29 protein-coding genes are annotated in these 19,728 nt (G+C 68.7%); 12 read left to right on the top strand and 17 right to left on the bottom strand.

All coding sequences use genetic code 11. The features are described from left to right. Window positions 1–21: 21 nt before the first annotated feature. From ABT369_RS39240 to ABT369_RS39190, 11 genes are all read right to left on the bottom strand, one after another. Window positions 22–363: a hypothetical protein gene (locus ABT369_RS39240; protein WP_350620219.1), complete on the bottom strand. Its 342-nt coding sequence runs from the start codon at window positions 361–363 to the stop codon at window positions 22–24. A 49-nt stretch (window positions 364–412) separates the two neighbouring features. Beyond that, window positions 413–1,036 carry a hypothetical protein gene (locus tag ABT369_RS39235; protein ID WP_350620217.1) on the bottom strand — a complete coding sequence of 208 codons (624 nt, stop codon included), beginning with the start codon at window positions 1,034–1,036 and terminating at the stop codon, window positions 413–415. After that, window positions 1,033–1,431, bottom strand: a complete 399-nt coding sequence (locus tag ABT369_RS39230) for a hypothetical protein (protein ID WP_350620215.1) — start codon at window positions 1,429–1,431, stop codon at window positions 1,033–1,035. Before ABT369_RS39230 ends, ABT369_RS39235 begins: the two co-directional genes overlap by 4 nt. Window positions 1,432–1,457: 26 nt before the next feature. Then, window positions 1,458–1,991: a hypothetical protein gene (locus ABT369_RS39225; RefSeq protein ID WP_350620213.1), complete on the bottom strand. Its 534-nt coding sequence runs from the start codon at window positions 1,989–1,991 to the stop codon at window positions 1,458–1,460. Window positions 1,992–2,188: 197 nt separating this feature from the next. After that, complete coding sequence (locus ABT369_RS39220; RefSeq protein ID WP_350620211.1) at window positions 2,189–3,598, bottom strand: DUF5906 domain-containing protein; 1,410 nt, start codon at window positions 3,596–3,598, stop codon at window positions 2,189–2,191. A 107-nt stretch (window positions 3,599–3,705) separates the two neighbouring features. After that, complete coding sequence (locus ABT369_RS39215; RefSeq protein WP_350620209.1) at window positions 3,706–3,915, bottom strand: hypothetical protein; 210 nt, start codon at window positions 3,913–3,915, stop codon at window positions 3,706–3,708. Continuing rightward, the gene (locus ABT369_RS39210) at window positions 3,912–4,136 is read right to left on the bottom strand and encodes a hypothetical protein (protein WP_350620208.1); all 225 of its coding nucleotides are present in this window, start codon (window positions 4,134–4,136) and stop codon (window positions 3,912–3,914) included. The genes ABT369_RS39215 and ABT369_RS39210 overlap by 4 nt, the downstream gene beginning before the upstream one ends. Then, on the bottom strand, window positions 4,133–4,918 hold the full coding sequence (locus ABT369_RS39205) for a methyltransferase (RefSeq protein WP_350620206.1): 786 nt from the start codon (window positions 4,916–4,918) through the stop codon (window positions 4,133–4,135). The genes ABT369_RS39210 and ABT369_RS39205 overlap by 4 nt, the downstream gene beginning before the upstream one ends. Further along, complete coding sequence (locus ABT369_RS39200) at window positions 4,915–5,091, bottom strand: hypothetical protein (protein WP_350620204.1); 177 nt, start codon at window positions 5,089–5,091, stop codon at window positions 4,915–4,917. Before ABT369_RS39200 ends, ABT369_RS39205 begins: the two co-directional genes overlap by 4 nt. 73 nt (window positions 5,092–5,164) lie before the next feature. After that, window positions 5,165–5,644, bottom strand: a complete 480-nt coding sequence (locus ABT369_RS39195) for a GIY-YIG nuclease family protein (RefSeq protein ID WP_350620202.1) — start codon at window positions 5,642–5,644, stop codon at window positions 5,165–5,167. A gap of 3 nt (window positions 5,645–5,647) precedes the next feature. Beyond that, the gene (locus tag ABT369_RS39190; protein WP_350620200.1) at window positions 5,648–5,935 is read right to left on the bottom strand and encodes a hypothetical protein; all 288 of its coding nucleotides are present in this window, start codon (window positions 5,933–5,935) and stop codon (window positions 5,648–5,650) included. A 79-nt stretch (window positions 5,936–6,014) separates the two neighbouring features. On the opposite strand from ABT369_RS39190, the gene ABT369_RS39185 reads away from it, so the two are divergent. From ABT369_RS39185 to ABT369_RS39145, 9 genes are all read left to right on the top strand, one after another. Beyond that, a complete protein-coding gene (locus ABT369_RS39185) occupies window positions 6,015–6,782 on the top strand; it encodes a helix-turn-helix domain-containing protein (protein ID WP_350620198.1) in 768 nt (255 codons plus the stop codon). 89 nt (window positions 6,783–6,871) lie between these two features. Then, window positions 6,872–7,318: a hypothetical protein gene (locus ABT369_RS39180; protein ID WP_350620196.1), complete on the top strand. Its 447-nt coding sequence runs from the start codon at window positions 6,872–6,874 to the stop codon at window positions 7,316–7,318. A gap of 861 nt (window positions 7,319–8,179) precedes the next feature. Continuing rightward, a complete protein-coding gene (locus ABT369_RS39175; RefSeq protein ID WP_350620194.1) occupies window positions 8,180–9,799 on the top strand; it encodes a TROVE domain-containing protein in 1,620 nt (539 codons plus the stop codon). Between the two features lie 162 nt (window positions 9,800–9,961). Next, window positions 9,962–10,156, top strand: coding sequence for a hypothetical protein (locus ABT369_RS39170; protein ID WP_350620192.1), 195 nt, complete (start codon window positions 9,962–9,964; stop codon window positions 10,154–10,156). Between the two features lie 224 nt (window positions 10,157–10,380). Beyond that, window positions 10,381–10,866 (top strand): type II toxin-antitoxin system Phd/YefM family antitoxin, encoded by a 486-nt coding sequence (locus tag ABT369_RS39165; protein WP_350620190.1) that lies wholly within the window; start codon window positions 10,381–10,383, stop codon window positions 10,864–10,866. Window positions 10,867–10,871: 5 nt separating this feature from the next. Next, window positions 10,872–11,255, top strand: coding sequence for a hypothetical protein (locus ABT369_RS39160; RefSeq protein WP_350620188.1), 384 nt, complete (start codon window positions 10,872–10,874; stop codon window positions 11,253–11,255). A 75-nt stretch (window positions 11,256–11,330) separates the two neighbouring features. Next, window positions 11,331–11,510 (top strand): hypothetical protein, encoded by a 180-nt coding sequence (locus ABT369_RS39155; RefSeq protein WP_350620186.1) that lies wholly within the window; start codon window positions 11,331–11,333, stop codon window positions 11,508–11,510. A gap of 63 nt (window positions 11,511–11,573) precedes the next feature. Next, window positions 11,574–11,927 (top strand): PIN domain-containing protein, encoded by a 354-nt coding sequence (locus ABT369_RS39150; protein ID WP_350620185.1) that lies wholly within the window; start codon window positions 11,574–11,576, stop codon window positions 11,925–11,927. Window positions 11,928–11,981: 54 nt separating this feature from the next. Continuing rightward, window positions 11,982–12,974 carry an ATP-dependent DNA ligase gene (locus ABT369_RS39145; protein WP_350620183.1) on the top strand — a complete coding sequence of 331 codons (993 nt, stop codon included), beginning with the start codon at window positions 11,982–11,984 and terminating at the stop codon, window positions 12,972–12,974. Between the two features lie 322 nt (window positions 12,975–13,296). Here the strand turns inward: ABT369_RS39145 and ABT369_RS39140 are convergent, their stop codons facing one another. The 4 genes from ABT369_RS39140 to ABT369_RS39125 all read right to left on the bottom strand — a co-directional run bounded on the left by ABT369_RS39140 (window position 13,297) and on the right by ABT369_RS39125 (window position 14,373). Continuing rightward, on the bottom strand, window positions 13,297–13,680 hold the full coding sequence (locus ABT369_RS39140; RefSeq protein WP_350620181.1) for a hypothetical protein: 384 nt from the start codon (window positions 13,678–13,680) through the stop codon (window positions 13,297–13,299). Next, entirely contained in the window at window positions 13,677–13,853 is a 177-nt protein-coding gene (locus ABT369_RS39135; RefSeq protein WP_350620179.1) for a hypothetical protein, read from the bottom strand. The genes ABT369_RS39140 and ABT369_RS39135 overlap by 4 nt, the downstream gene beginning before the upstream one ends. A gap of 40 nt (window positions 13,854–13,893) precedes the next feature. After that, window positions 13,894–14,121, bottom strand: coding sequence for a hypothetical protein (locus ABT369_RS39130; RefSeq protein WP_350620177.1), 228 nt, complete (start codon window positions 14,119–14,121; stop codon window positions 13,894–13,896). Window positions 14,122–14,187: 66 nt separating this feature from the next. Then, a complete protein-coding gene (locus ABT369_RS39125) occupies window positions 14,188–14,373 on the bottom strand; it encodes a hypothetical protein (protein ID WP_350620175.1) in 186 nt (61 codons plus the stop codon). Between ABT369_RS39125 and ABT369_RS39120 the strand changes: the two genes are divergently transcribed. Both ABT369_RS39120 and ABT369_RS39115 read left to right on the top strand, forming a co-directional pair. Continuing rightward, window positions 14,374–16,479: a DEAD/DEAH box helicase family protein gene (locus ABT369_RS39120; protein ID WP_350620173.1), complete on the top strand. Its 2,106-nt coding sequence runs from the start codon at window positions 14,374–14,376 to the stop codon at window positions 16,477–16,479. Continuing rightward, the gene (locus ABT369_RS39115) at window positions 16,476–17,054 is read left to right on the top strand and encodes a hypothetical protein (RefSeq protein ID WP_350620171.1); all 579 of its coding nucleotides are present in this window, start codon (window positions 16,476–16,478) and stop codon (window positions 17,052–17,054) included. Before ABT369_RS39120 ends, ABT369_RS39115 begins: the two co-directional genes overlap by 4 nt. A gap of 51 nt (window positions 17,055–17,105) precedes the next feature. On the opposite strand, the gene ABT369_RS39110 is transcribed toward ABT369_RS39115, so the two are convergent. Beyond that, window positions 17,106–17,273 (bottom strand): hypothetical protein, encoded by a 168-nt coding sequence (locus ABT369_RS39110; RefSeq protein WP_350620169.1) that lies wholly within the window; start codon window positions 17,271–17,273, stop codon window positions 17,106–17,108. A 215-nt stretch (window positions 17,274–17,488) separates the two neighbouring features. Between ABT369_RS39110 and ABT369_RS39105 the strand changes: the two genes are divergently transcribed. Next, a complete protein-coding gene (locus ABT369_RS39105; protein ID WP_350620167.1) occupies window positions 17,489–18,784 on the top strand; it encodes a GNAT family N-acetyltransferase in 1,296 nt (431 codons plus the stop codon). Window positions 18,785–18,871: 87 nt separating this feature from the next. Here ABT369_RS39105 and ABT369_RS39100 read toward each other — a convergent pair whose 3' ends face one another. Then, a complete protein-coding gene (locus ABT369_RS39100) occupies window positions 18,872–19,717 on the bottom strand; it encodes a helix-turn-helix domain-containing protein (RefSeq protein ID WP_350620165.1) in 846 nt (281 codons plus the stop codon). Window positions 19,718–19,728 lie beyond the last annotated feature (11 nt).

Below are 19,728 nucleotides of genomic sequence, written 5' to 3'. Positions count from 1 at the left end.
GCGGGCGCGGCGACGTGCGGGTCACCAGAAGAAGGCGTTCCGGCCGCCCGGCCACAGCACGACCTGGGCGATGCCGTACGGCTCCGGGTCGTCGAGGCCGAGAACCTCACCCCACGACGCCGAACCCTGCGGCTTGCCGTCCTGGTCGGGCCGGCCGACGTGGAACCAGCTGCCGGTGTCCTGGCCGGGCTCGCGGTCCTCGCGGCGCCACACCCGCTCGAAGTCCGGGCGGCCGTTATAGCCGCGGTAGAGGGCGAGGACGAGTGCGCCGTTGCCGGGTTCGCGGGCCGGGTCGACGTCGTCGCCCTTGCTGTAGCCGTCGTCGATGTCAGAGTCGTGGACGGTGATCGGGGTTGTGGTCATCGCGGGAGTCCTCTCGGTTCGTCGAAGTGGGAGCGGGGGAGCGTCGTCATCAGGAACCAGCCCGGTCGTAGACGGTGACGACGTCGTGGATGCCGAACCACTGCACCGGCACCCGATGCGCGACCTCGCGCCACCCCTTCGCCAGCAGCTCATGCAGTCGGTCGTCGCCGCAGCAGCCGCCGTCGCCCTCACCGACGTAGATGACCCGGTCGCCGCGGTAGGCGGCGAGGATGTCCGCACCGTCCGGCGTGTTGTACGGCGGCCACGCCAGGAACAGGGTCCGGTCGGCGTGCAGCGCGGCGGCCTCAATGCCCGGCATCGCGGCGACCGAACCGAAGCAGGGCCGGTCCTGGTGATAGTGGTTCGTGCCCGGCTCCGCGTCCGACGAGACGACGTCGACCCCGTGCTGGGCGAGGACCCAGCCCCAGTAGGCGGTGCCGGCCATCGGGTCAACGAGCCGCCCGCCGGAGTGTTCGGCAACGAACGCGGCCGTGTCCGGGTCGGTGATCGTCCACGAGTAGCGGGACACCATGTCGTGCCGCTGCGGTACCTCCGCCAGCCACTGCTTGATGTCCGGGCGGCCGAGCGGACTCCCAACCTCCGGCGTGCCCCACAGGGAGCCGGTCGGGTCGATGTGATCCTTGACCGCATCCCAGTACGGATTGTCGATCACCCGGCACCACCCGCGGTCAGCTCCAGCCGCTGCCGGCCCTCACAGTCCAGGCCGTACGACACGATCGACGGCAGGTCCGCGGCGACCCGCCACTCGACACCGTCCTGGCAGCCCCAGCCGGTGTAGTCCGCCCACGCCATGCACGCCGCCCACGTGCCGTCGGTCAGTTCGACGACGCACGCGAAGTTCCGGGAGCCGCCACCCTCCGGGCTGGACGCCTGCCAGCCGTGGATGCGTGCGATCCGGTCCGCGGTGATGTCCGGGGCGGGTCCGCCGAGCGGCGCCCAATGCGCGCCCGTGTAGGAGCTGCCGTAGTCGTCGGGGCCGGGCTTCAGGACCGCGGACCAGTCGTAGGCGGACCAGTCGTCATTCGTGGGCAAGTCGGCGATGAGCATCGGGGGAGTCCTCTCGGGAGTCGGGGTCAGGCGGGCAGAGCGTCGAGGCGGCACGAGTCGCACATACCGAACTGGAAGATCAGCGAGCCGAGCTGCACCACAGACGGGTAGATCGGATCGTCGGCGTCGACACCCGCGCACTCATGCCCGCACCCGTCGCAGGTCCGGTCCTGGACCGAGTTCCGGACCGGGGGCAGCAGGTGCGTGCACCGGCCGCACACGATCACGCCCGGCCGCCACGCCGCCGCCAGGACAGGCTGCGGGGAGCCGATGGCGGGCGAGTGCCGGCACGTGTCGGCGGTCCCGGAGCAGTGCCCGATCCACGCCTCGATGACGCCGAGACGCAGCCAGCCCGGGACAGCGTCGGGGCCGCCCTCGATGCGGGTGCTGTTCAGGTGATCGCCGATCGCGGATGCGAGCTCGCGGGTGTGCCGGTTCGCGGCGCCGTGCTGGTCGGCGGCATCGACCGGCAGGAGCTTGTGGACGTGCTCGGCGAGCTTCGGGAAGTCCGGGTGGAGGAACAGCTGCTCCATGGCCAGGGTGATGCGGGTGTCGAGCACATCGGCTCCTTCCAGGTTCGGGGTGTGTCAGGTCAAAGAGCGGCGAGGATGCCGCGGGGGAGAGGCTGGTCGGTGAGCTGCGGGGACCGTGGTGGGTGTGGTGGGTTTGACCCCGTTTTCGGGTTAGCACTTACATGCGTGGTGAAAGCCGACCCCGAAACGGGCCTGAACCCACCACACCCACCACACTTGACCGGTCAAGCTGCCCGGAGTGCACCGAACATCCCGGTTTCGTACTTCTCGTTGAGGGTCACGCCGACGTACCAGGTGCCCTTGCGGTCCGTCTCCTTCGGATAGCCGAGCCGCGGCAGTTCGCGGCCGAACTTCGTCTGCGTCATCGGCGACAGGACGTTGGCCGTCTTCGCCCACGCGAGATAACCCGCGAACAGGTCATTCGCCGCGCTCTTCGCCGCAGGGGCAGCGATCAGCGCCGCCTTGGCAAAGTCCGCGAGTGGCGACGCCTCGGCGGTGCCAAGCCGGGTCTGCTTGTCGATGACATCCGGCATGACCGGCTTGGCGACACCCGTCCACTGGTTGAGGATCGCGTTCAGAAACCCCGACGCCTCAGCCTTCAACGCCTCCTTGAAGTCCTCGCGTCCGCCGCCGGCAACAGACCCCTGGATCGAGAAGTTCCACGCGATCTCCACGTACCGGCGGGTCATGGCGTCGTCGGCGGGCCAGCCGGGCCGCTTGTTCGCCGCCATCTCGAACAGCCATTTCGCGGGAAACGTGACGCTGTCCTTGCCCATGGCGCGACCGTCGAGGTTCCCACCGCCGGTGATCTTCTTGAGGATGCCGAGGTCATACTGGGCTCCCTCGTCGGGCTCCTCACAGAACAGCAACCGGCAGCCGCGGAGCTTCGCCAACTCGGAGCGGTACACCTCCCTGGCGGCGCCGCGGGACTTGAGGATCACCTCGATCGGCAGTTCGGCCGCGTACTCGCCGCCGGCAGCGGCGACGCAGCCCCACATGGTGCCCTTGCCGTTGCCGCCGCCCTCGCCGATGTTCGCGATGAAGTTCTCAGCACCCATCCCGGACAAGCCGCGGCACCACATCTGCAACTGGTATCGGCGGACGTCCTCGTCGGGCTGGTAGAGCTTGAACGCTGCCGCGATGTTCGGTGCAGTGGCGTTCGGGTCATAGGCGCAGGCGGTACGGGTGTTGAGGTCGTCGGGCGTGGTAGTTCTGACCTTCTTCGTGCCGTCGGGGTGAAGCTCGATCGTGATGCCGTTGGCGCACGGCAGGGTCCACGGCTGGCCGAGCGCGACCGCGGGAAGTGCGTCGAACTCGGTGTAGTGGGTGCGGATGCCGGCCGCACCACGCAGGATCTTGATCGCGTGATTCTGTGTGGCTCCAGCGGAGAATCCGGCGAGTTCTCGGCAGTCGTCGCGGCTCAGCGGTCGCTTGGCGACGATGTCTGCGGTGTAGAGCCGGATGACCTCGACGACGGCCCGGAGCACCTCGGGCTCCGCGTCGGTAGCCCATTTGGCGCCGTTGTGGGCGAGCCAGCCGAGCTCGGGGCACCAGCGGAACCGGCCGCGCAGTGCAGGTTCGGCGAGGTCGGCGAGCTTGACAGCGCCGAACGTCTCAATATCGGGCGTCGTCACTTGGTCCCCCGTCGGCCGGCCGCCCGCAGGGTGTTGCCGCTGCGGGCGGCCGGCGTAGTGCGGTGCATGTGGTGGACCCCTTTCCGGGTCGGCGGATGAGGGGTCCGTCAGGTGGTGGCGGCGCAGGCCGGGCAGTGGTCGGGCGCCGATCGGGCGCCCTTGCCGACGAACGGGCGAACCTTCCAGCCCATCTCGCGCGCCTCGCGACGCGCGCCGTTCTCGGACCGCTGCGCGAACCGGCCGGTCGGCTCGAAGTAGGCGCCGCAGCCGTCGCAGTCCAGGGCGTAGATCGGCGACTGGACGCAGCGGGCGGTCACGCGGCACCGTCCTTCGCGCCGCACACGTTCACGCAGGTGCATCCGTCCCACACCGGGTTGTGCGCGGTGTCGGCGTCCATCCCCGTCGCCTTGCGGTCGTGTTCCTTGCCGCGCTGGCACGTCGCCATGTGCCCGGACCAGACCAGGACGCCGCCGACGATCACCTCCCGCAGCACGAAGCAGCGCATGCCGCAGAACTTGCAGTAGGCGCCGGCCATCACGCGTTCACCGGCCGATCGAGCCAGAGGACCATCGTGTGGACGCCCGTCCCCTGCGACGCGAACGCGCCCACCGGGAGCTCGGCCGATCCGCCGAACTCCGCGACGAGCGCCCGCATCTCCTCGTGCCGCCGGTCCTTACGGAACCCGAGCGACGCCGGGACGATCGCGGTCAGGCGCCCGCCGGGCGCGAGCAGATTCCAGGCGAGCCGCACGTGGTCGATCCAGAGTGTCGGCGACCCGGGAACGGCGAACGGCGGGTTCATGACGATCGCGTCGAACGGCGCGTGCCCGTCGTCGGTGAACCGCTCGAACGTCATCAGCCACAGCGTCATCAGCTCGTCGACGGAGATCGTGCGGGCTCGGGCCTCGTTCGGCTCGACCGCCGAGATCTTGACGCCTCGGTTTGCGGCCCGGACCGCGTTCACGAATGCCCCGGTTCCGGCGGACGGCTCCAGCACGTGCGACCCGGCGGACAGGTCGGCGATGCGGGTGTGATCCCGGACGATCTCGGCGGCGAGCGCGACGGGGGTGGCGACGAAGCCCTCTTCGGTGCGGGCCGGGCCGGGGACCTTGGCGCCGCCCAGGATGGCGGCGAGCGCGTCGGTCGGGTCGCTGGCGAAGACGTGTGCACCGGCCTTGCGGTTCCACTTTCCGCCGAGCCCCTCCAGGACCTTGTTGACGCGGGCGTACTCGGACCGGTCGAGCTGGCCGACGAGCCGTAGGCGGTTGCCGTCGATGACGGCGTCGGCCAGGACCGCCCGGGTGCTGTCGAGGATCGTCACCGGGCACCGGCCAGGAGTCGACGGATCGGGGTCTGCTCGGCGACGCGGAGCTGGTTGCGGGCGTTGTGCCGCTCGCGGCGCCGCTCGGCCCGGCGGATGCGGGAGGTGCGGGTCGTCGCGAGCTCGTCGCTGGCGCCGAGGGTGAGGGTGCTGTTACCGTCGTGCGAAGACATCGTGGACTCCTTGGGTCCTCGTGACCCCCGCAATCGGATGTGCCGTCCGGCGGGGGTCTTGTCGTTCTTGGGGTCAGGCCACGCAGGGAGTGCGTGGCTGGTGGGAGAAGAACCGTCCAGTCTGGCTCTGGTGCCAGCACAGGCCGTCGATGACCGTGATGGAAACCGCGGCGGGGGACTCGGCGGCCGGCGTGACGGCCCGCGAGGCTGGCCGTGACGTCTCGCGACGCCTCACCGGCTGGAGCAAGTCGAGGCGACCCTTCGAAGCCAGGTAGGCCCGGACGCGCCGCTCCTGTCCCGGCACTGCGTACGTGCAGTTGAAGATCGGGCGCATGGCGTGGATGAGCTCGCGTTCGCGCTCTTTCGCCTCCTCGCGGTGCATGCACCACACGAACGTGCCGTAGGACGCGAACTGTGGCCACGCGGCCTCGTAGGCGTGCTTCTTAGCCCGGCCGTGGACCCCCTCGGTGATGCCGACGTACAGCAGGACGTCGTCGGCGTCGTAGTGGAGGTAGACCGCGCATCGGCGCTCACGTGTGGATTGGGTGATCACGGATCAGGCCGCCATTGCGGCGGCGGGCTCGTTCTCGATCTCGCGGATCTCGAACAGGTCCTCGAAGGTCGGCTTCTTGCAGCCGTAGCGCTCGGCGAGTCGTGCGGCGCCGGTGAGCACCTCGGCGATCGTGGCGCTCGCAGCGGAGCCGTTGGCGTTGGTGAGGCGCCAGAACGCCTTGTAGTCCATGCCGAGCAGTGCGGCCTGTTGTCTGCGGTTGAGGCGCTGAACGCCCGTGATGGCGGTGAGCCGGTCTACGGCATCAGCGCGAAGCCGGAGCACTCGCGTCATGAGTGGAATCTAGCAGTTCCTGCGAAGGAATTCCACCCTCGCGCCGCGCCGTTTCCGCGGACGCCCCGAACGAGGGAAGATGGCCGCCGTGGGGGACACGGAAAAGACGACACCCGCCGGGCGGTACCTGACCCGGCGCATGAACGAGCTCGGCTTCAAGACCAAAGCCGACCTTGCGGACCGGGCCGGCGTATCCCGGTCAACCATCACCAGACTGTTCAGCAACGCCGACTACCGGCCCGACATCCACAACATGCGCCGCCTCGCTGGCGCGCTCGAGGTAGACCCGGAAGTGCTCGTTGCCGCCATCTACGGCGAAGCGGCCCCGGCCGAACCGGCGGCGATCCACCCACTTGCCGCCGAGCTCGGCCGGATGCTCGCCGAGGACTCACCCCTGTCCGTTTCGACAAGGGCGCTGCAGGAAGTCCTCGTCGATCAGGTGATGGAGGGTGGCCGTCGGGAGATGCGCGGCGGTCAACCTCCGCAAAGCCTGCGCGTCGGCGAAGCCGTCATCTCGAAGCTGGCCAGCGGGCGCGTCCAGGTCGAGCCCGCTGGGCCCTCAGGCGAAGAGCCGGGCCCGGACCCGGAGACGTTCCGCCTGTCGCGCGCCGCTGACCGTGTCGCCCGTCTCCTCGACCCCGACGGCCCGCTCGACGCGAAGACCCGCAAAACCCTGTCGGCGGCGATCTCCAACATCTGCGACCTGATCGAGAAACCGCCGTCGGCGGCGCAGAGACTCCGGGACGAGGAAGCGCTGGAGGTTTTCGCCGAGACCGTGGCTGCGCTCGAACAGCGGCGGGAAGATGCCGGGCGGGAGTCGGGCCCGCGGGCGCGGGGTGGCCGGTGAGCGACTCGCCGACGACGCGTAGCCGACCGCCCAGGTGAACCGTCCCTGCGGCTGACCGGTTCCGGCTGAGGCTCCGTCAGGATGCTCGGATGCGCCCCCGTCACCACGCCGCCGCGGCCGTCGCCCTGCTCTTCCTCGCCGGTTGCTCGTCGCACAGCGACCCGGCTCCCGTCGACTCTGCGGCAGCTGCGGCGGCTACATACTCGGCGAAGCCGTGGTCGCCGCCAGCCAAGGTGTACACGACGCCCGTGCCCGCCGATTTCGAGATCACCGTCAACGAGCTGGGCAGGAAATGCTTCGGCAGCGCCGGCTGCAACGTGACGTTCTCGGTCGAACTGAAGAACGTCGGCGGCCACGACTTCGACCCGGCGAAAACCTACAAGATCGTGTACGCGGTCAACGGGACCGAAGACCCGTACAGCAACGCCGTGACGATGACCGGCGACCAGTACAGCCGCGACAACGAAGAGTTCGTCCAGGTCAAGAACAAGTCGGCGAAGCTGACGGCGACCGTCACCTCGGTCGTGTCCGCGTAGGCCGGTTGGCCGGCGCGGCGACTGCCGTGCTGCGGAAGGCGGACCCCGGTTGGGTCGTGCCGCCGCGCCGACCGTCCATGTCTAGCGACTGCGGGCGATCCCTGAGGTGTAACGGGGGCAGGTCTGCGCATGGCGCACGCTCAGGCGGCGAACGGGGGAGTGATTCCGGGTGTGCGGTCGTCGATCCGGTCGTACGCTGACCGCGGTGCACGAGATCTCCGCGGAGGTGTGGGCGCCTGGCCAGCCCGTGGCCGCAGGTCCGACTGATGCGTGATAGGCGGACCGGACGCGAGATCGGGCCCCTGCGGGGAAACGGTGCTGGGCGTCAGTCACGACCGTGCACCACCTGCAGCTGCGGGGATCACCGGCAGTCGCGCGTGAGCGCGTCACCCGCCCAAGGGCGGCAGTTGTCGGCCCGAGCCGCCCGCCTTCCGGCGTCGCCACGTGCGGCGCCGGTCGTGCTTTCGGGGGAAACCGCGGGACATCACCACATGTCGCTGCTACCGTGGCCGGAGCATCTCCCGGTGCGCAGGCTCGACGGTTACTTCCCTGCATAGGAATCCGGTTCGAATCCGGGCAGCCGCCCCGCAAGGTCAGCGGCTCGCCAGCCACAAATGGCGTGTGGCACCACCGTCAGCCGACTTGATCTCGGGAGTCGCCACAACTTCAGATGGGGTGCCCGGTGCGCAGGCATCGGATACTTCTATTTGGGATAGCGAGGTCGCAGGTGCAAATCCTGCCGTCCCGGCCTATCGGGACGTAGCTCAGCAGCAGAGCGCGTAACAGTTCCCGGCGCCGACTTGATCTCGGGCACCCACATCTGAACGCGGGCTCCTCCCGGTGCGGAAGGAGCCCTTCTTCATGAAGTTCAACGTCAAGGACACCCGTGCAGCGTCCGGGGCCGGTCCGATCGTCACCGAGCAGCGCCCATCCGGTGTGACCCACGAAGGCGGCGCCGGCTACGCACGCGACGCCAAGTCGGAGCTGTTCCTGCTCGCCGTGACCAACATGGTCGGCGAGGCCACGTTCTATGAGTCGGTGTCCGGCCGGGACTCCCGCTACGTCGAGCTCGTCCACCAGGTGGCGGTTGAGGACCCGGCGTGGACGGCCCGATTCCTGGCGTGGCTGCGCGGCGACGGGAACATGCGCACCGCGTCACTCGTCGGCGCCGCCGAGTACGTCCGCAGCCGGCTCACCCTCGACGGCGGCGACCAGGCGCTAACGGACGCGGCGAAGAACCGTGCGGTCATCACCTCAGTGCTGCAGCGCGCCGACGAGCCCGGCGAGATGGTCGCCTACTGGACTTCCCGGTACGGCCGCGCGCTGCCGAAGCCGGTCAAGCGCGGCATCGCCGACGCGATCGGCCGGCTGTACACCGAGCGGAACCTGCTCAAGTACGACACCGCCAGCAAGGGTTTCCGGTTCGGTGACGTCCTCGATCTCGTTCACCCGACCCCGGTCGCGCCGTGGCAGGGCGACCTGTTCAAGGTGGCCCTCGATTGGCGGCACGGTCGCGACGACGTGACGCTGCCGGGCTCGCTGCCGATGCTGATCGCGAACCTGCAGCTGCGCCTCGACGCCGCCGCGGACCCAAGCGTGCTGCTCAACCCGCAGCGCCTCGCCGAGGCCGGCTGGACGTGGGAGAACGCCCTGTCGCTCGCGGGCGGGAAGGTCGACAAGGCGAAGCTGTGGGAGTCGCTGATCCCGTCGCTCGGCTATATGGCCGGGCTGCGCAACTTGCGGAACATCGACGAGGCGGGCGTGCCGGATGAGGCGGTGCAGGGTCTGATCGCGAAGCTTGCCGACCCGGCCGAGGTTGCCAAGTCGCGGCAGCTGCCGATGCGTTTCCTGTCGGCGTACCGGGCGGCGCCGTCACTGCGCTGGGCGTACCCGCTGGAGCAGGCGCTCGGCCACTGCCTGGGCAACATTCCGCAGCTGCCGGGCCGGACCCTCGTCCTGATCGACACGTCGAGCTCGATGAACGAGGCGTTCAGCAAGGACGGCACGCTGATGCGGTGGGACGCGGCTGTCATCTTCGGGGTGGCGCTCGCCCAGCGGTGCTCGGCGGCCGACGTGGTGTCGTTTTCGTCGATGCAGCGGTACTGGGGTGACCCGGCCGGCGCGAACACGAAGGTGTTCGACCTGCACCGCGGCGAGTCGCTGCTGCGGTCGATCGAGCGGTGGAAGTCCGGCGGGTTCTTCCTCGGCGGCGGCACCGACACGGCTGGGGCGCTGCGGAAGCACTACTCGGGCCATGACCGGGTTGTGATCGTCACCGACGAGCAGGCGGGCGCGAACGGTGCGGAGGTGTCGGCGTCGATGCCGGCGGACCGGCCGCTGTACACCTGGAACCTTGCCGGGTATGCACGCGGGCATGCGCCGTCGGGCCGGAACCGCTGGGCCTTCGGCGGGCTGACGGATGCCGGCTTCAAGATGATCCCGTTGATCGAGTCCGGGCACGACGGCGACTGGCCGTTCTGACGGTGACGCACGGAGGCCCGGCAGCCATGTGGTTGCCGGGCTTCGTCGTGTCGACGTGTGGAAAAGGGCAGTCCGAGCGGGTGACGTGGCAGCTGTCGTGCCGCAGTCCACGCCCGCTGTGCGCGCTTCGACGCAGTGCCCACCCGGCGGCACGATGGAGGCATGGACGAGTACCGGGAAATCGTCTCGGACATCCTCCGTACTGCTGGCGGGGGAGAGGCGTGGATCGAGATGAACCTGGCCGGGTACCTCACGGAGCGGTGCACCGGGTGCGGCGCCGACGAGCCGGTGGTTTCGAGGGCGGCGGGCCTGCAGTGGCTGGCCGAGCACGCGCCGGCCTGCCGGGTGCGGAGGTAGTCGGCGCGGCGGCTGCCGTGCTGCGAAGGGCGGTGCCCTCGGCGAGGGTCACCGTGCCGCCGCGCCTGGTCTCGTCCTACCGGCTGGGATTGTTCACGGGCGTGCGGTGGGTGCGGATTTGCGGATGGTGCACGGATCGCGTGGGGTCCGGCCGCGGTGTCAAACCTTCAGAACCTTAAGGTTCTGGATTGACGCCGAGGCTTCAGAACCTTACAGTTTTGAGCATGAGTCAGTTCGTTGGCCTCGAGACCGCCCGCAAAACCCTCGGCGACCTCGTCGACGAAGCCCAGCAGGGCACCGACACGATCCTCACCAAAAACGGCAAACCCGTCGCCCGGCTCACCGCCTACACCCCGGAGGACACCGTGACCGCCCTGGACCTCTCCCACACCGCCGCCGCCGTCATCTTCCGCGCCCGCAGCAACCGCGGCCTCACCGCCGCCGAATTCGACTACGACATCGCCACCCACTACGACACCAACCTCGACGGCGTCGGCGGCATCAACGGATGGCTCGGCTCCGCCACCTACGAGATCGCCAACGAAGGCCACACCGGCACCGCCGACGAGGGCGAAGCCCGCGCCCGGCAGCTCTGGGATCAGCTCCAGCCCGAACTACAGGCCTACGCCCGGCGCTGCAAGGACCGCAAGTACAGCGGCTGGTCGTCCGCCGCGAAGTCCCGCGGCCAGCGCATCGCCTACGCCGACTGACCGCCGTGCAGAAACTCGCCTTCATCAAGGAACTGCTCGCCGCCCGGCCCGGCATCGGCCACACCCTCGCCGGGAACTGGATGCGGCTCGCCGAAGCGCTCGAGACCACCGGGATCACCCTCACCGCCGCCGACGCGGCGAAGTGGGCCGCCCTCAACTACTGGCCGCAGGAGGCCGGGCCGCTCATCCTCGACGGCATCACGCCCGAGCAGGCCGACGAGCTCGAGGAGCACGCCGCCGAACAGGTCGGCGGGCATGAGGCGCTCGCCGCGATGCGGATGGCCGAGCTTCACGCCGGCGGCGTCCTCGATCCGGACGACGTCGCCGTAGTCCGGGATCCGTTCGACGGCTGGGAGATCATCGTGCCGCGGGACGAGCTCGACCGATGAGACCCACGAGTGAGGCCCACGTAACGCGCCCAAAAGAGGAACCCGCGTCAAGGAGACTTGACGTACCGTGGACCCATGACCCGCACTCCTGAACCCGCAGGCCCGCCGCAGTGGACGCCCGGCGCCGGCTGGGAGCGCGTCAACCGGGAGATCCCGCAGTACGTCCCGGAGCTCACCGACGAGGACATGCGCTGGGCCGCCGAAGTCCATGCAGCCGCCGAGCGTCAGGACGGCCGGGAGCAGCACGCCGCCTAACTTGGTTCGGACAAGCCGGAGTGCGGGCGGAGAAATGTCGTGGGTGCACGCTAGCTTCTAGCCGTGCTCGTTTTCGACGCCACTGCCCTCGCCGCCCTGTTTGACGCCTACCAGCCTGTGTGGGCGCTGTGGCGGACCGCCGACCAGGATCTCGGCCACGTCGGTTTCCCGGCTTTGGCGATCGTCGAGGCCGGTGGTGAGGTTGGTGCGCCCGCGTCGGCGTGGGATTCGATCCTGTGGTCGAAGTCGGTGACGGTCCTGCCGCTCAGCGAGCGGGCCGCGGTCGAGATCTCCGCCTGGTCGGGCACGTTCGGTGCCCGGCACGCCCTGTGGGAGGCGCTCGCCCTGGACTGTCCGTTAATCACCCGCCGGCCGGAACTGTACGCACCGGGGCATGTGGAGATCCGGGCCGTGTAGCCCCGGCCGCGAGGTAGCCTCGAAGGCTGTTGTCGCTGCTCATCGGGGGTGCACATGCGGCCACCGGTCGAGCCGATGCGTGCCGTCACCGCGGCCGAGCTGCCCGCCGGGTGGCTGTTCGAGCCGAAGTGGGACGGGTTCCGCGCCCTGGCCTGGATCGCCGAGGACCGGGTGCTGATCCACTCCCGCCAGTTGAGAGACCTCACCCCGTACTTCCCAGACGTCCGACGGCTGCTGCGCACTCTTCCGCCCGGCACGGTCCTCGACGGTGAGCTTGTCATCTGGGACCCGGACCGCGGCCGGACGGACTTCAACGCCCTGCAGGGCCGGATCGTTGCCGGGCGTCGCCTCCCACGCGAAGCCTGCGACCGGCCCGCGCACTACGTGGTCTTCGACGTCCTCCAGGCCGGCGGCGAGGACGTGACCGGGCTGCCGCTGATCGAGCGCCGGCATCTGCTCGAGCAGCTCCTCGCCAACACGCCGCCGCAACTCCAGCTCTGCCCGCAGACCGCCGACCTGGCGGAGGCGCGCGGCTGGATGGCCGACTGGTCACATGCCGGCGTCGAGGGCTGCGTTGCGAAGGACCCGCACGGCCGGTACGAGCCCGGCAAGCCCGGTTGGATCAAGGTGAAAACACGGTCAACAGTCGAAGCGATCGTTGGCGGTGTCACCGGACGACTCTCAGTGCCGGGGTCGCTGCTGCTGGGCCGGTTCGACCAGCGCGGCCGGCTCCGCTACGTGGGCGCCACCCACCCGGTCGGGCAGGCCGGTGGCGAGCTCGGCATGGCCCTGCAACGCTACGTGGCCCAGCAGCGCGGGGGAGCCGTCCCGCACCCGTGGCCTTCACCGCTGCCCGCCGCCTGGACGGGGCAGCTCGAGGACCGCCGTCCGCTCGCGTACGTGCCGGTCCAGCCGACGGTGGTGGTCGAGGTGTCCGCCGACATTGCCTACGACGAGCCGGTCGGCAGGTGGCGGCATCGGGTGCGGTTCGTGCGGGTCCGGGCTGACCTCAGCGTGTACGACGTGCGGCTGGCGGCCGGGTTTTGATCACCGCAGCGCACGAATCACCTCACCGACAGCGGCAACGAGCGCGGCAGCCGCACCGATGCACGCCGCGACGCCCTGAAGCAGGCCCAGGCGGTGATCCTTTCGACCACGTTTCACTGCGTCGACCCCTTCCATCCCAAAGCCGTGTCCCGCCAGACACTGCTCAGGGGATGTTCAGGGCCTGTGGTCAGGCGCAGCCCTCCGTTAAAGATCGCAATTGGGGCGCCGGAGTGGCATGTCTCGCAGTGTTTGCCCAGCTCGGCACCGTAGAGATGTGTCTGGCGGGACCGCCGTCGGTGTCAACCCCTGCCGCGGGGCAGTTTCAGTCTTCGATCCGGACCGTGTCGACGGCATCCCCGTACAGCTCCGGCTCACGGGTTGCCACATACCAGACCTCGCCGTGTGCCACGAGCAGCGCCGCAGCGCCCGCACCGGGACTGCCGAACAGTGCCGCCGCCGACGCGTGCGCCTTCCAGTCGGCCGCGTCCAGCCCGACGACCACGGCCGCCGGGTGCTGGGCCAGAACATCCAGCATCGGCCACGACGCCTCATCCAGCCGCACCCCGGCCTCGACCAGGCACAGGGCGGGGACGGCGAACCGGTGCTTCTCCTCCGTCACCTCACCGAGCAGCTCACCCAGGCCGGTCGACCCGGCAACGTAGGCGAGGACAGCGGACGTGTCGAGAACCAGCTGGGCGTCGATCACGCGGTGGTGATCCGGGCCAGCAGCGCCTGGCGACGCTCCTCGCGCTGCTCCGGCGTCCACCGGTTGGCGAGTTCCTCGAGCTTCTCCCGCATGCGGGCCCGGCCGGCGGCGGTGATGAGCACGCCACGCTCGTCGACGTAGTCACCGCGGGTGTCAGGCTGCTGGTCGGCCATGTGTTCGACTGTAACCGGTCGGGGTCACCGGGTCACGTGGTCACTCGCAGCCGTCGTCGTACTCGCTGAGCCGGTCCGGTGGCACCATCCGCAGGTCGCCGACATCCAGCCCGTGCGCACGCAGGAGTCGCTGCAGCCCGGCGACGGTGACGAAGTGACGCTCGCCGTACGGCTCGATCGCCTCGAACCAGGTCCGGGAGCCGGTGTCGTCGAAGTCGCCGACGGTCTCCTCGACCCGCCAGCCGTCCGCATGCAACACCACACCCACCCGACCATGATCGCTCGGCGTTTCCGCAGGTCAAGAGCGCTGAGCGAACTACAGTGATGGGATTCGTCAGCGGCGGCGCCACACGTACATCGCCGTCACCGCCGTCGAGCCGGCCAACGGAATCGGCGCCGCAGCAACCAGGTCCCAGCCGAGGTCCGCGACCGCAGACAGGATCGGCGTCGGATCGTCGGCCTTCGTCGGCAGGGTCCGGTTCGGCAACTGCGGCCCGATGTGTGGGGTCAGGACCAGCACGTGCTGGAACATGGAGCCCGTCGCGGCGCGGGCGGCGGCGACAGCGGGGTGATCGGCCATTCGCGGATCCTGCACCGGCGAGACAGCGACACGCCAGACGGGCTGCTGGCCGCGCCGAATTTTCTGCAAGATCCCGACGTTGCGCTGAAATGCGAAACCCTCAACACCCACTGGAGTGTCGCGCGCCTGAATCTGTCGTACCCCTGTGCCATCGTGGACGGCACGATGAATATGACGCCAGATGGTGATCAGCCATCAAGCCGAAGGCGCTTCGGCGTCCGCGAACGCGGCGCACTCTTCCTCGCTTCCAACGGAAGCTGCACTGATTGCGGTGCACCCCTTTCGCCCGGCTGGCATGCCGATCACATGCGTGCCTACGCCAGAGGCGGAGCAACCGACATCTCCAACGGGCAAGCCCTCTGCCCCACCTGTAACCTCCGGAAGGGAACTACGCCTGTGACCGAACTCCGCCAGTGGCAGCGGCGCGCGACTGACAAGTTCTATGGCAAGAACACCCGCGACTTCCTGGTTTCCGCCACGCCCGGCGCCGGCAAGACGCGCTTTGCGCTGGCCCTGGCGAACCGGCTCCTCGACGAGCGCACCGTCACCCGTGTCGTGGTGGTCGTCCCCACCGATGCCCTTCGTCAGCAGTGGGCCGACCAGGCTGCTGCGGCCGGGCTCTCCCTGATGCCAGTGACAGAGCCCGAGGACTACGACAAGGCTGGCTATCAGGGCTGCGTCGCGACGTATGCGCAGATCGCCCGTGGCGCTGGCGCCGACCTGCTGCGCAGGGCGACGCGGGTGCCGACCATCGCGATCCTCGACGAGATCCATCACGCTGGCGACAACAAGGCGTGGGGCGATGGGCTCACCAATGCGCTCGAGCAGGCGACTGTCCGGCTTGCGCTTACCGGCACGCCATGGCGCCGTGACCCGACCTCCCCGATCCCGTTCGTCGACTACGACGAGAACGGCACCGTCCAGGTCGACTACGCCTACGAGTACGGCACCGCGGTAGCCGACGGCGTGTGCCGGCGGATCGAGTTTCACGCTTACGACGGCGAGGCGAAGTGGATCGACTGTGGGAAGGTCGCTACTGCCGCACTCGGTGCGAACCTGGCCGACGACGACGTTTCCGCAGCACTCGATGCCATCTACGACCCGGCGTACAAGTGGATGCCCGTTCTTCTGCGGCAGGCGGTTGAGGCGCTCAACGAGCTCCGGCAGGAGATCCCGGACGCAGCCGGCCTTGTTGTTGCTGAACGCCAGTGGCAGGCGCAGGCGTACGCGAAGATCCTCAACGAGCTGACCGGCAAGCATCCGATTGTCGTCGTCAGCGACGACCCGGATGCCAAGGCTGCGATCGACCGGTTCCGCAGTAGCCACGACACGTGGATCGTCGCCGTGAAGATGGTCTCCGAGGGTGTCGACATTCCCCGGCTTGGCGTTGGGGTGTATGCGTCGAAGACCCGCACGCCGCTGTTCTTCCGGCAGGTCGTGGGCCGGTTCGTGCGGACCCGGCCGAACGAGGAGTTCAACGCGAAGCTGTTCATCCCGGCCGTGCCGGCGCTCACGGAGCACGCGCGGCAGATTGAGGAGGAACTGCGCCACCAGCTCGAGCTGGAGACGGAGCGGGCGAAACGCCAGGCGGCTGAGGGGGAGTTCGGCGGCGAGCAGGGTGCTCTGAATTTCCGGGAACCGCTGTCGGCGTCGGAGGCGGTGTTCGACCGGGCGATCCTCGGTGGGAAGGAGTCAACGCCTGAGGAGGTTGAGCGGGCGGCGGCGGAGTGTCGGCGCCTCGGCATCCCGACGCAGTACGCGATGAACCTCCTCACGTACATGCGGGAGAAGGCGCAGCCGGAGGCGAGCGGCGACGGTCGCCAGCGGGAAGAGATCGCAGAGCCGCGACACCGCCGTGAGCGGATGCTCCGTCAGGAGATCGACACGCTGGCCGGGAAGGTGTCGTATCGAACTGGGACCGACAAGAAGCAGGTGAACACCGAACTGTTGAAGGCGGGGTTCCCGCCGCGGGCGAAGGCCAGCGTCGAGCAGCTGGAGGCGATGCGGGACGAGCTCGCGCGCTGGCTGTCGGCGGCGCGGCCGTGACTGACCGGCTGAAGCTGAACGCGAACCTTGTCGAAGCGCTGGGGTCGGCGCTTCGGGAGGGTGACCATTCGCTGGGCACGGTCCCGGGCCTGGTGAAGCGGGTGCTGATCGAGGAGTCGTGGCGGGAGTTCGTGACGCAGCGCGGCGACCACGTGCGGCACGAGCGGTTCGCGGACTTCGTGGTGGCGCAGCCGCTGCGGGGGATCGGAGCCTCGGTGGATCTGGTGCGTCGGATCGTGGCGGATGACGTCGAGGCAGTTGATTTGCTAGACCGGGCGTTGCAGCAGCGTCACGGGGGGGACCGAAGCAAGGGTGATGTTATTACGCTTGCTGACCCCAATCGCCGGGGGACGAGTAAGGACTACGCCCTGCGGAAGCTCCGTAAGGACGCACCGGAACTACACGCCCAGGTGATTGCGGGTCGGCTGTCCGCACACGCCGCAATGGTGCGGGCCGGCTTTCGGCCAAAGACGTTCACGGTGCGTGCCGAGTCGGCCGAGGATGTCGTCGCAACGTTGCGCAGGCGACTCCCCTTGGAAATGCTCACCAAGGTCGTCGAAATCCTGGCCTCCTGAGACACCACGCGCCCCTACCGCCGGGTAAGGGCGCGTGGTGCTACGCGGCGATCAGGTGGCTTCGCCGCCGTCGTCCTCGACGTTGACGACCACGGCCGTAATGTTGTCCGGTCCACCGGACAGGATGGCAAAGACCACCAGCTGCTTGATCGCTTCGTCGGGATCGGCGATGGTCTTGAGCACGCCATGAATGAAGTCGTCAGCGATGACGGCCGTCACCCCGTCCGAGCACAGCAGAAAGCGGTCGCCGGCCTACAGTTCCCACAAGGTCAGGTCGGGGGAGCGGCGGTCCGCCCGGCCGTTCAGGAACCGAGTCAGGCGCCCCGACATGCGCGGCCGGGCTGCAGCATCGGCGACAACATTGCCGAATACGTGGTCCTCGGTGATCCGCCGCGTCTTGCTCACCCCAGCCACAGCGAACAGGAAGGCCCCCGATGATCGATCGCACCATCCATCTCGATCCGGCGCCATACGACTGGCAGACCAGGAAGATCACCGTCTCCAATGGCCACTTGTTCGCAACCGTCACCCTCGACCGCGACGGCTATGTCGAGACCCGCGAACACCCCGAGGACGGCGAGCTGTCCACCGCCTTCAAGGACGCCATCAAGCGCGTCACCGACAGCGCCATCGAACGCCTATGGATCGCCGGCCATCCGCATGACTTCAGCTACAGCAGTGGACCGCGCTACGTGACAACGTTCGCCGAGTACCAGAACCTCGACGAGACCATCGAGGCGCTACAGCTTGCGGAGATCGACGGCGATGTGACCAACCTGCACGCTCTTGCCGATCGGTTGGCCCTACCGTTCGACGAGTGGCTTGCCCCTGGCGAGCGTGAGCTCATTCGTGGCGTCGACTTCAACGGCAAGCCCTCGGCACTGCTCGAGATGCTCCGCAGTAAGGCGAAGGACCTCGAACTGCGGCTCAACGGCCGGGCAACGCCGAGTGGCGTCTGGATCAACCCGCGGCTCAGCGAGACCGGGCGGCTGCTGCGTAACGCGTTTCCGGAGCGGTTCGCCAGCCAGCCGGACCGTTGGACCGATGTCGAGGTGCCTGAGCCGGCGCGGTCGAGGCCGTACGTTGGCGGCCGGGACCGCAGCAATAGCGCCGGTTCAAAGCCCATCCGGTGGATCGACAGTGGTGCCAAGGTTGACGGCGATTGCCCTTGCGGGCTGTTCAGCCCGTGGGGGGAGTACCGCGAGGACGAGCACCGCCGGCATCACATGGCCTGGTCAATCGGCGTCAGGCAGCCGAAGAACATCGGCTGGTGGCGCGGCAACATTGCGGTCGTCACCACCGAGTCGGGGGTGGCGTGGCGGCGGCTTGCGCACCGGATGGCGCGGCTGCCGATGCGAGAGAACCACTACGACTTCGCATCATGGTCGGTGGGTGAACACCCTGAGCCGTCGGCGGACAACAAGCGCGCTTACCTGTTGCGTGCGAACGGCTACGTCATCGGCTACCTGACGGCGTCCGACACGGACCAGCACGTGCGCTGGGACCACGGCTCAACATTCGGCGAGGCGGACTCGACGCTCCGGCCGCGCGTCGACCTGATCTGGGTCGCGGCGATTCACCGCTCGAGGGGGCTTGGTGGGCGACTGGTGGAGGCGCTTGCCAAGGATTTCGGCTGCACCGTGGCCGACGTGTCGTGGTCAAGCCCGGTCAGCGCCGCTGGCCAACGCCTTGCGCAACGGATTTCTCCGGCTGGAGTCTGGGTCTCTTGACCGCGGACACTGTCAGTCTGACGCAACGAAGACGCCCCGTACCCCTCCGGATGAGAGAGGCGGGGCGTCCGTTTTTGCTGGCTCTCGCTACGACAGTGCGTCAGCAGCGGCGATGATCAGACGCCGCGCTGCGCCTCCGGTGACTGCCTCGTCCCACAGAAGGTCCATGAGCCGAATCCACCTGGCTGCTTCCTCGCCACGGTTCTCCTGCTCGGAGAAGGCATTCTCGACGACCGCCAGATCGTCGCCGTACAGCTGAAACGACGTGGACGGCGCCGTCGGCAACGTCGCCTCAAACGGGATGACACCGAACCGGATGTTCGGCTGGTCAACGACCGTCTGCAGCCGGTCGAGCTGGGCACGCATCCCCTCGGCGGGGATTAGCCTGTAGCGCAGCACTGCCTCCGTGATCAAAAACTCGAACCGCTTCGCCCCGTCGTACAGCATCTGCTGCCGCTGCATTCGCAGGGTCACCGCGGCGTCGACGTCGTCGATCGGCAGGTCGTTAATCCGCCGAATCTCCGTCAGGACGCGATGGGCGTACTCTCGGGTCTGCAGGAACCCGGTAACGAACGTGTTGTCGAAGTACCGGATCAGCGACGCGTTTGCGGTGTAGTCGCTGTGCGCCTTCTGCACCGCGACCTGCCCCGAGCCCATCTTGCGTCGCCAGTCCCGCTGTGCAGCGAGGCCCTCGTCGAGCAGGTGCAGCAGTTCCTTGCGCTGCTCAGCCGACGCGCTGGTGGCGTTGACCCACGCGTCAATGTCCTCGGCACTTGGGGTCTGGCGGCCGTTTTCGATCCGGCTCACCTTGGACGGCGCCCAGCCGGCGACGCTGGCCAGTTCTTTTCCTTGCAGGCTGGCGGCTTCGCGGAGCCTGGCAAGTTGGCTGGCCAATCCGTCTGGTCCGGTGAGCCAGTCGCGGGGCGGTTCCATCGCGGTCTTCT

The sequence above is a fragment of the Dactylosporangium sp. NPDC000244 genome, from assembly GCF_040300725.1.
Classification (GTDB): domain Bacteria; phylum Actinomycetota; class Actinomycetes; order Mycobacteriales; family Micromonosporaceae; genus Dactylosporangium.
The sequence above is the reverse complement of the archived record's forward strand: the minus strand, read 5'-3'. Positions and strand labels throughout refer to the sequence as shown.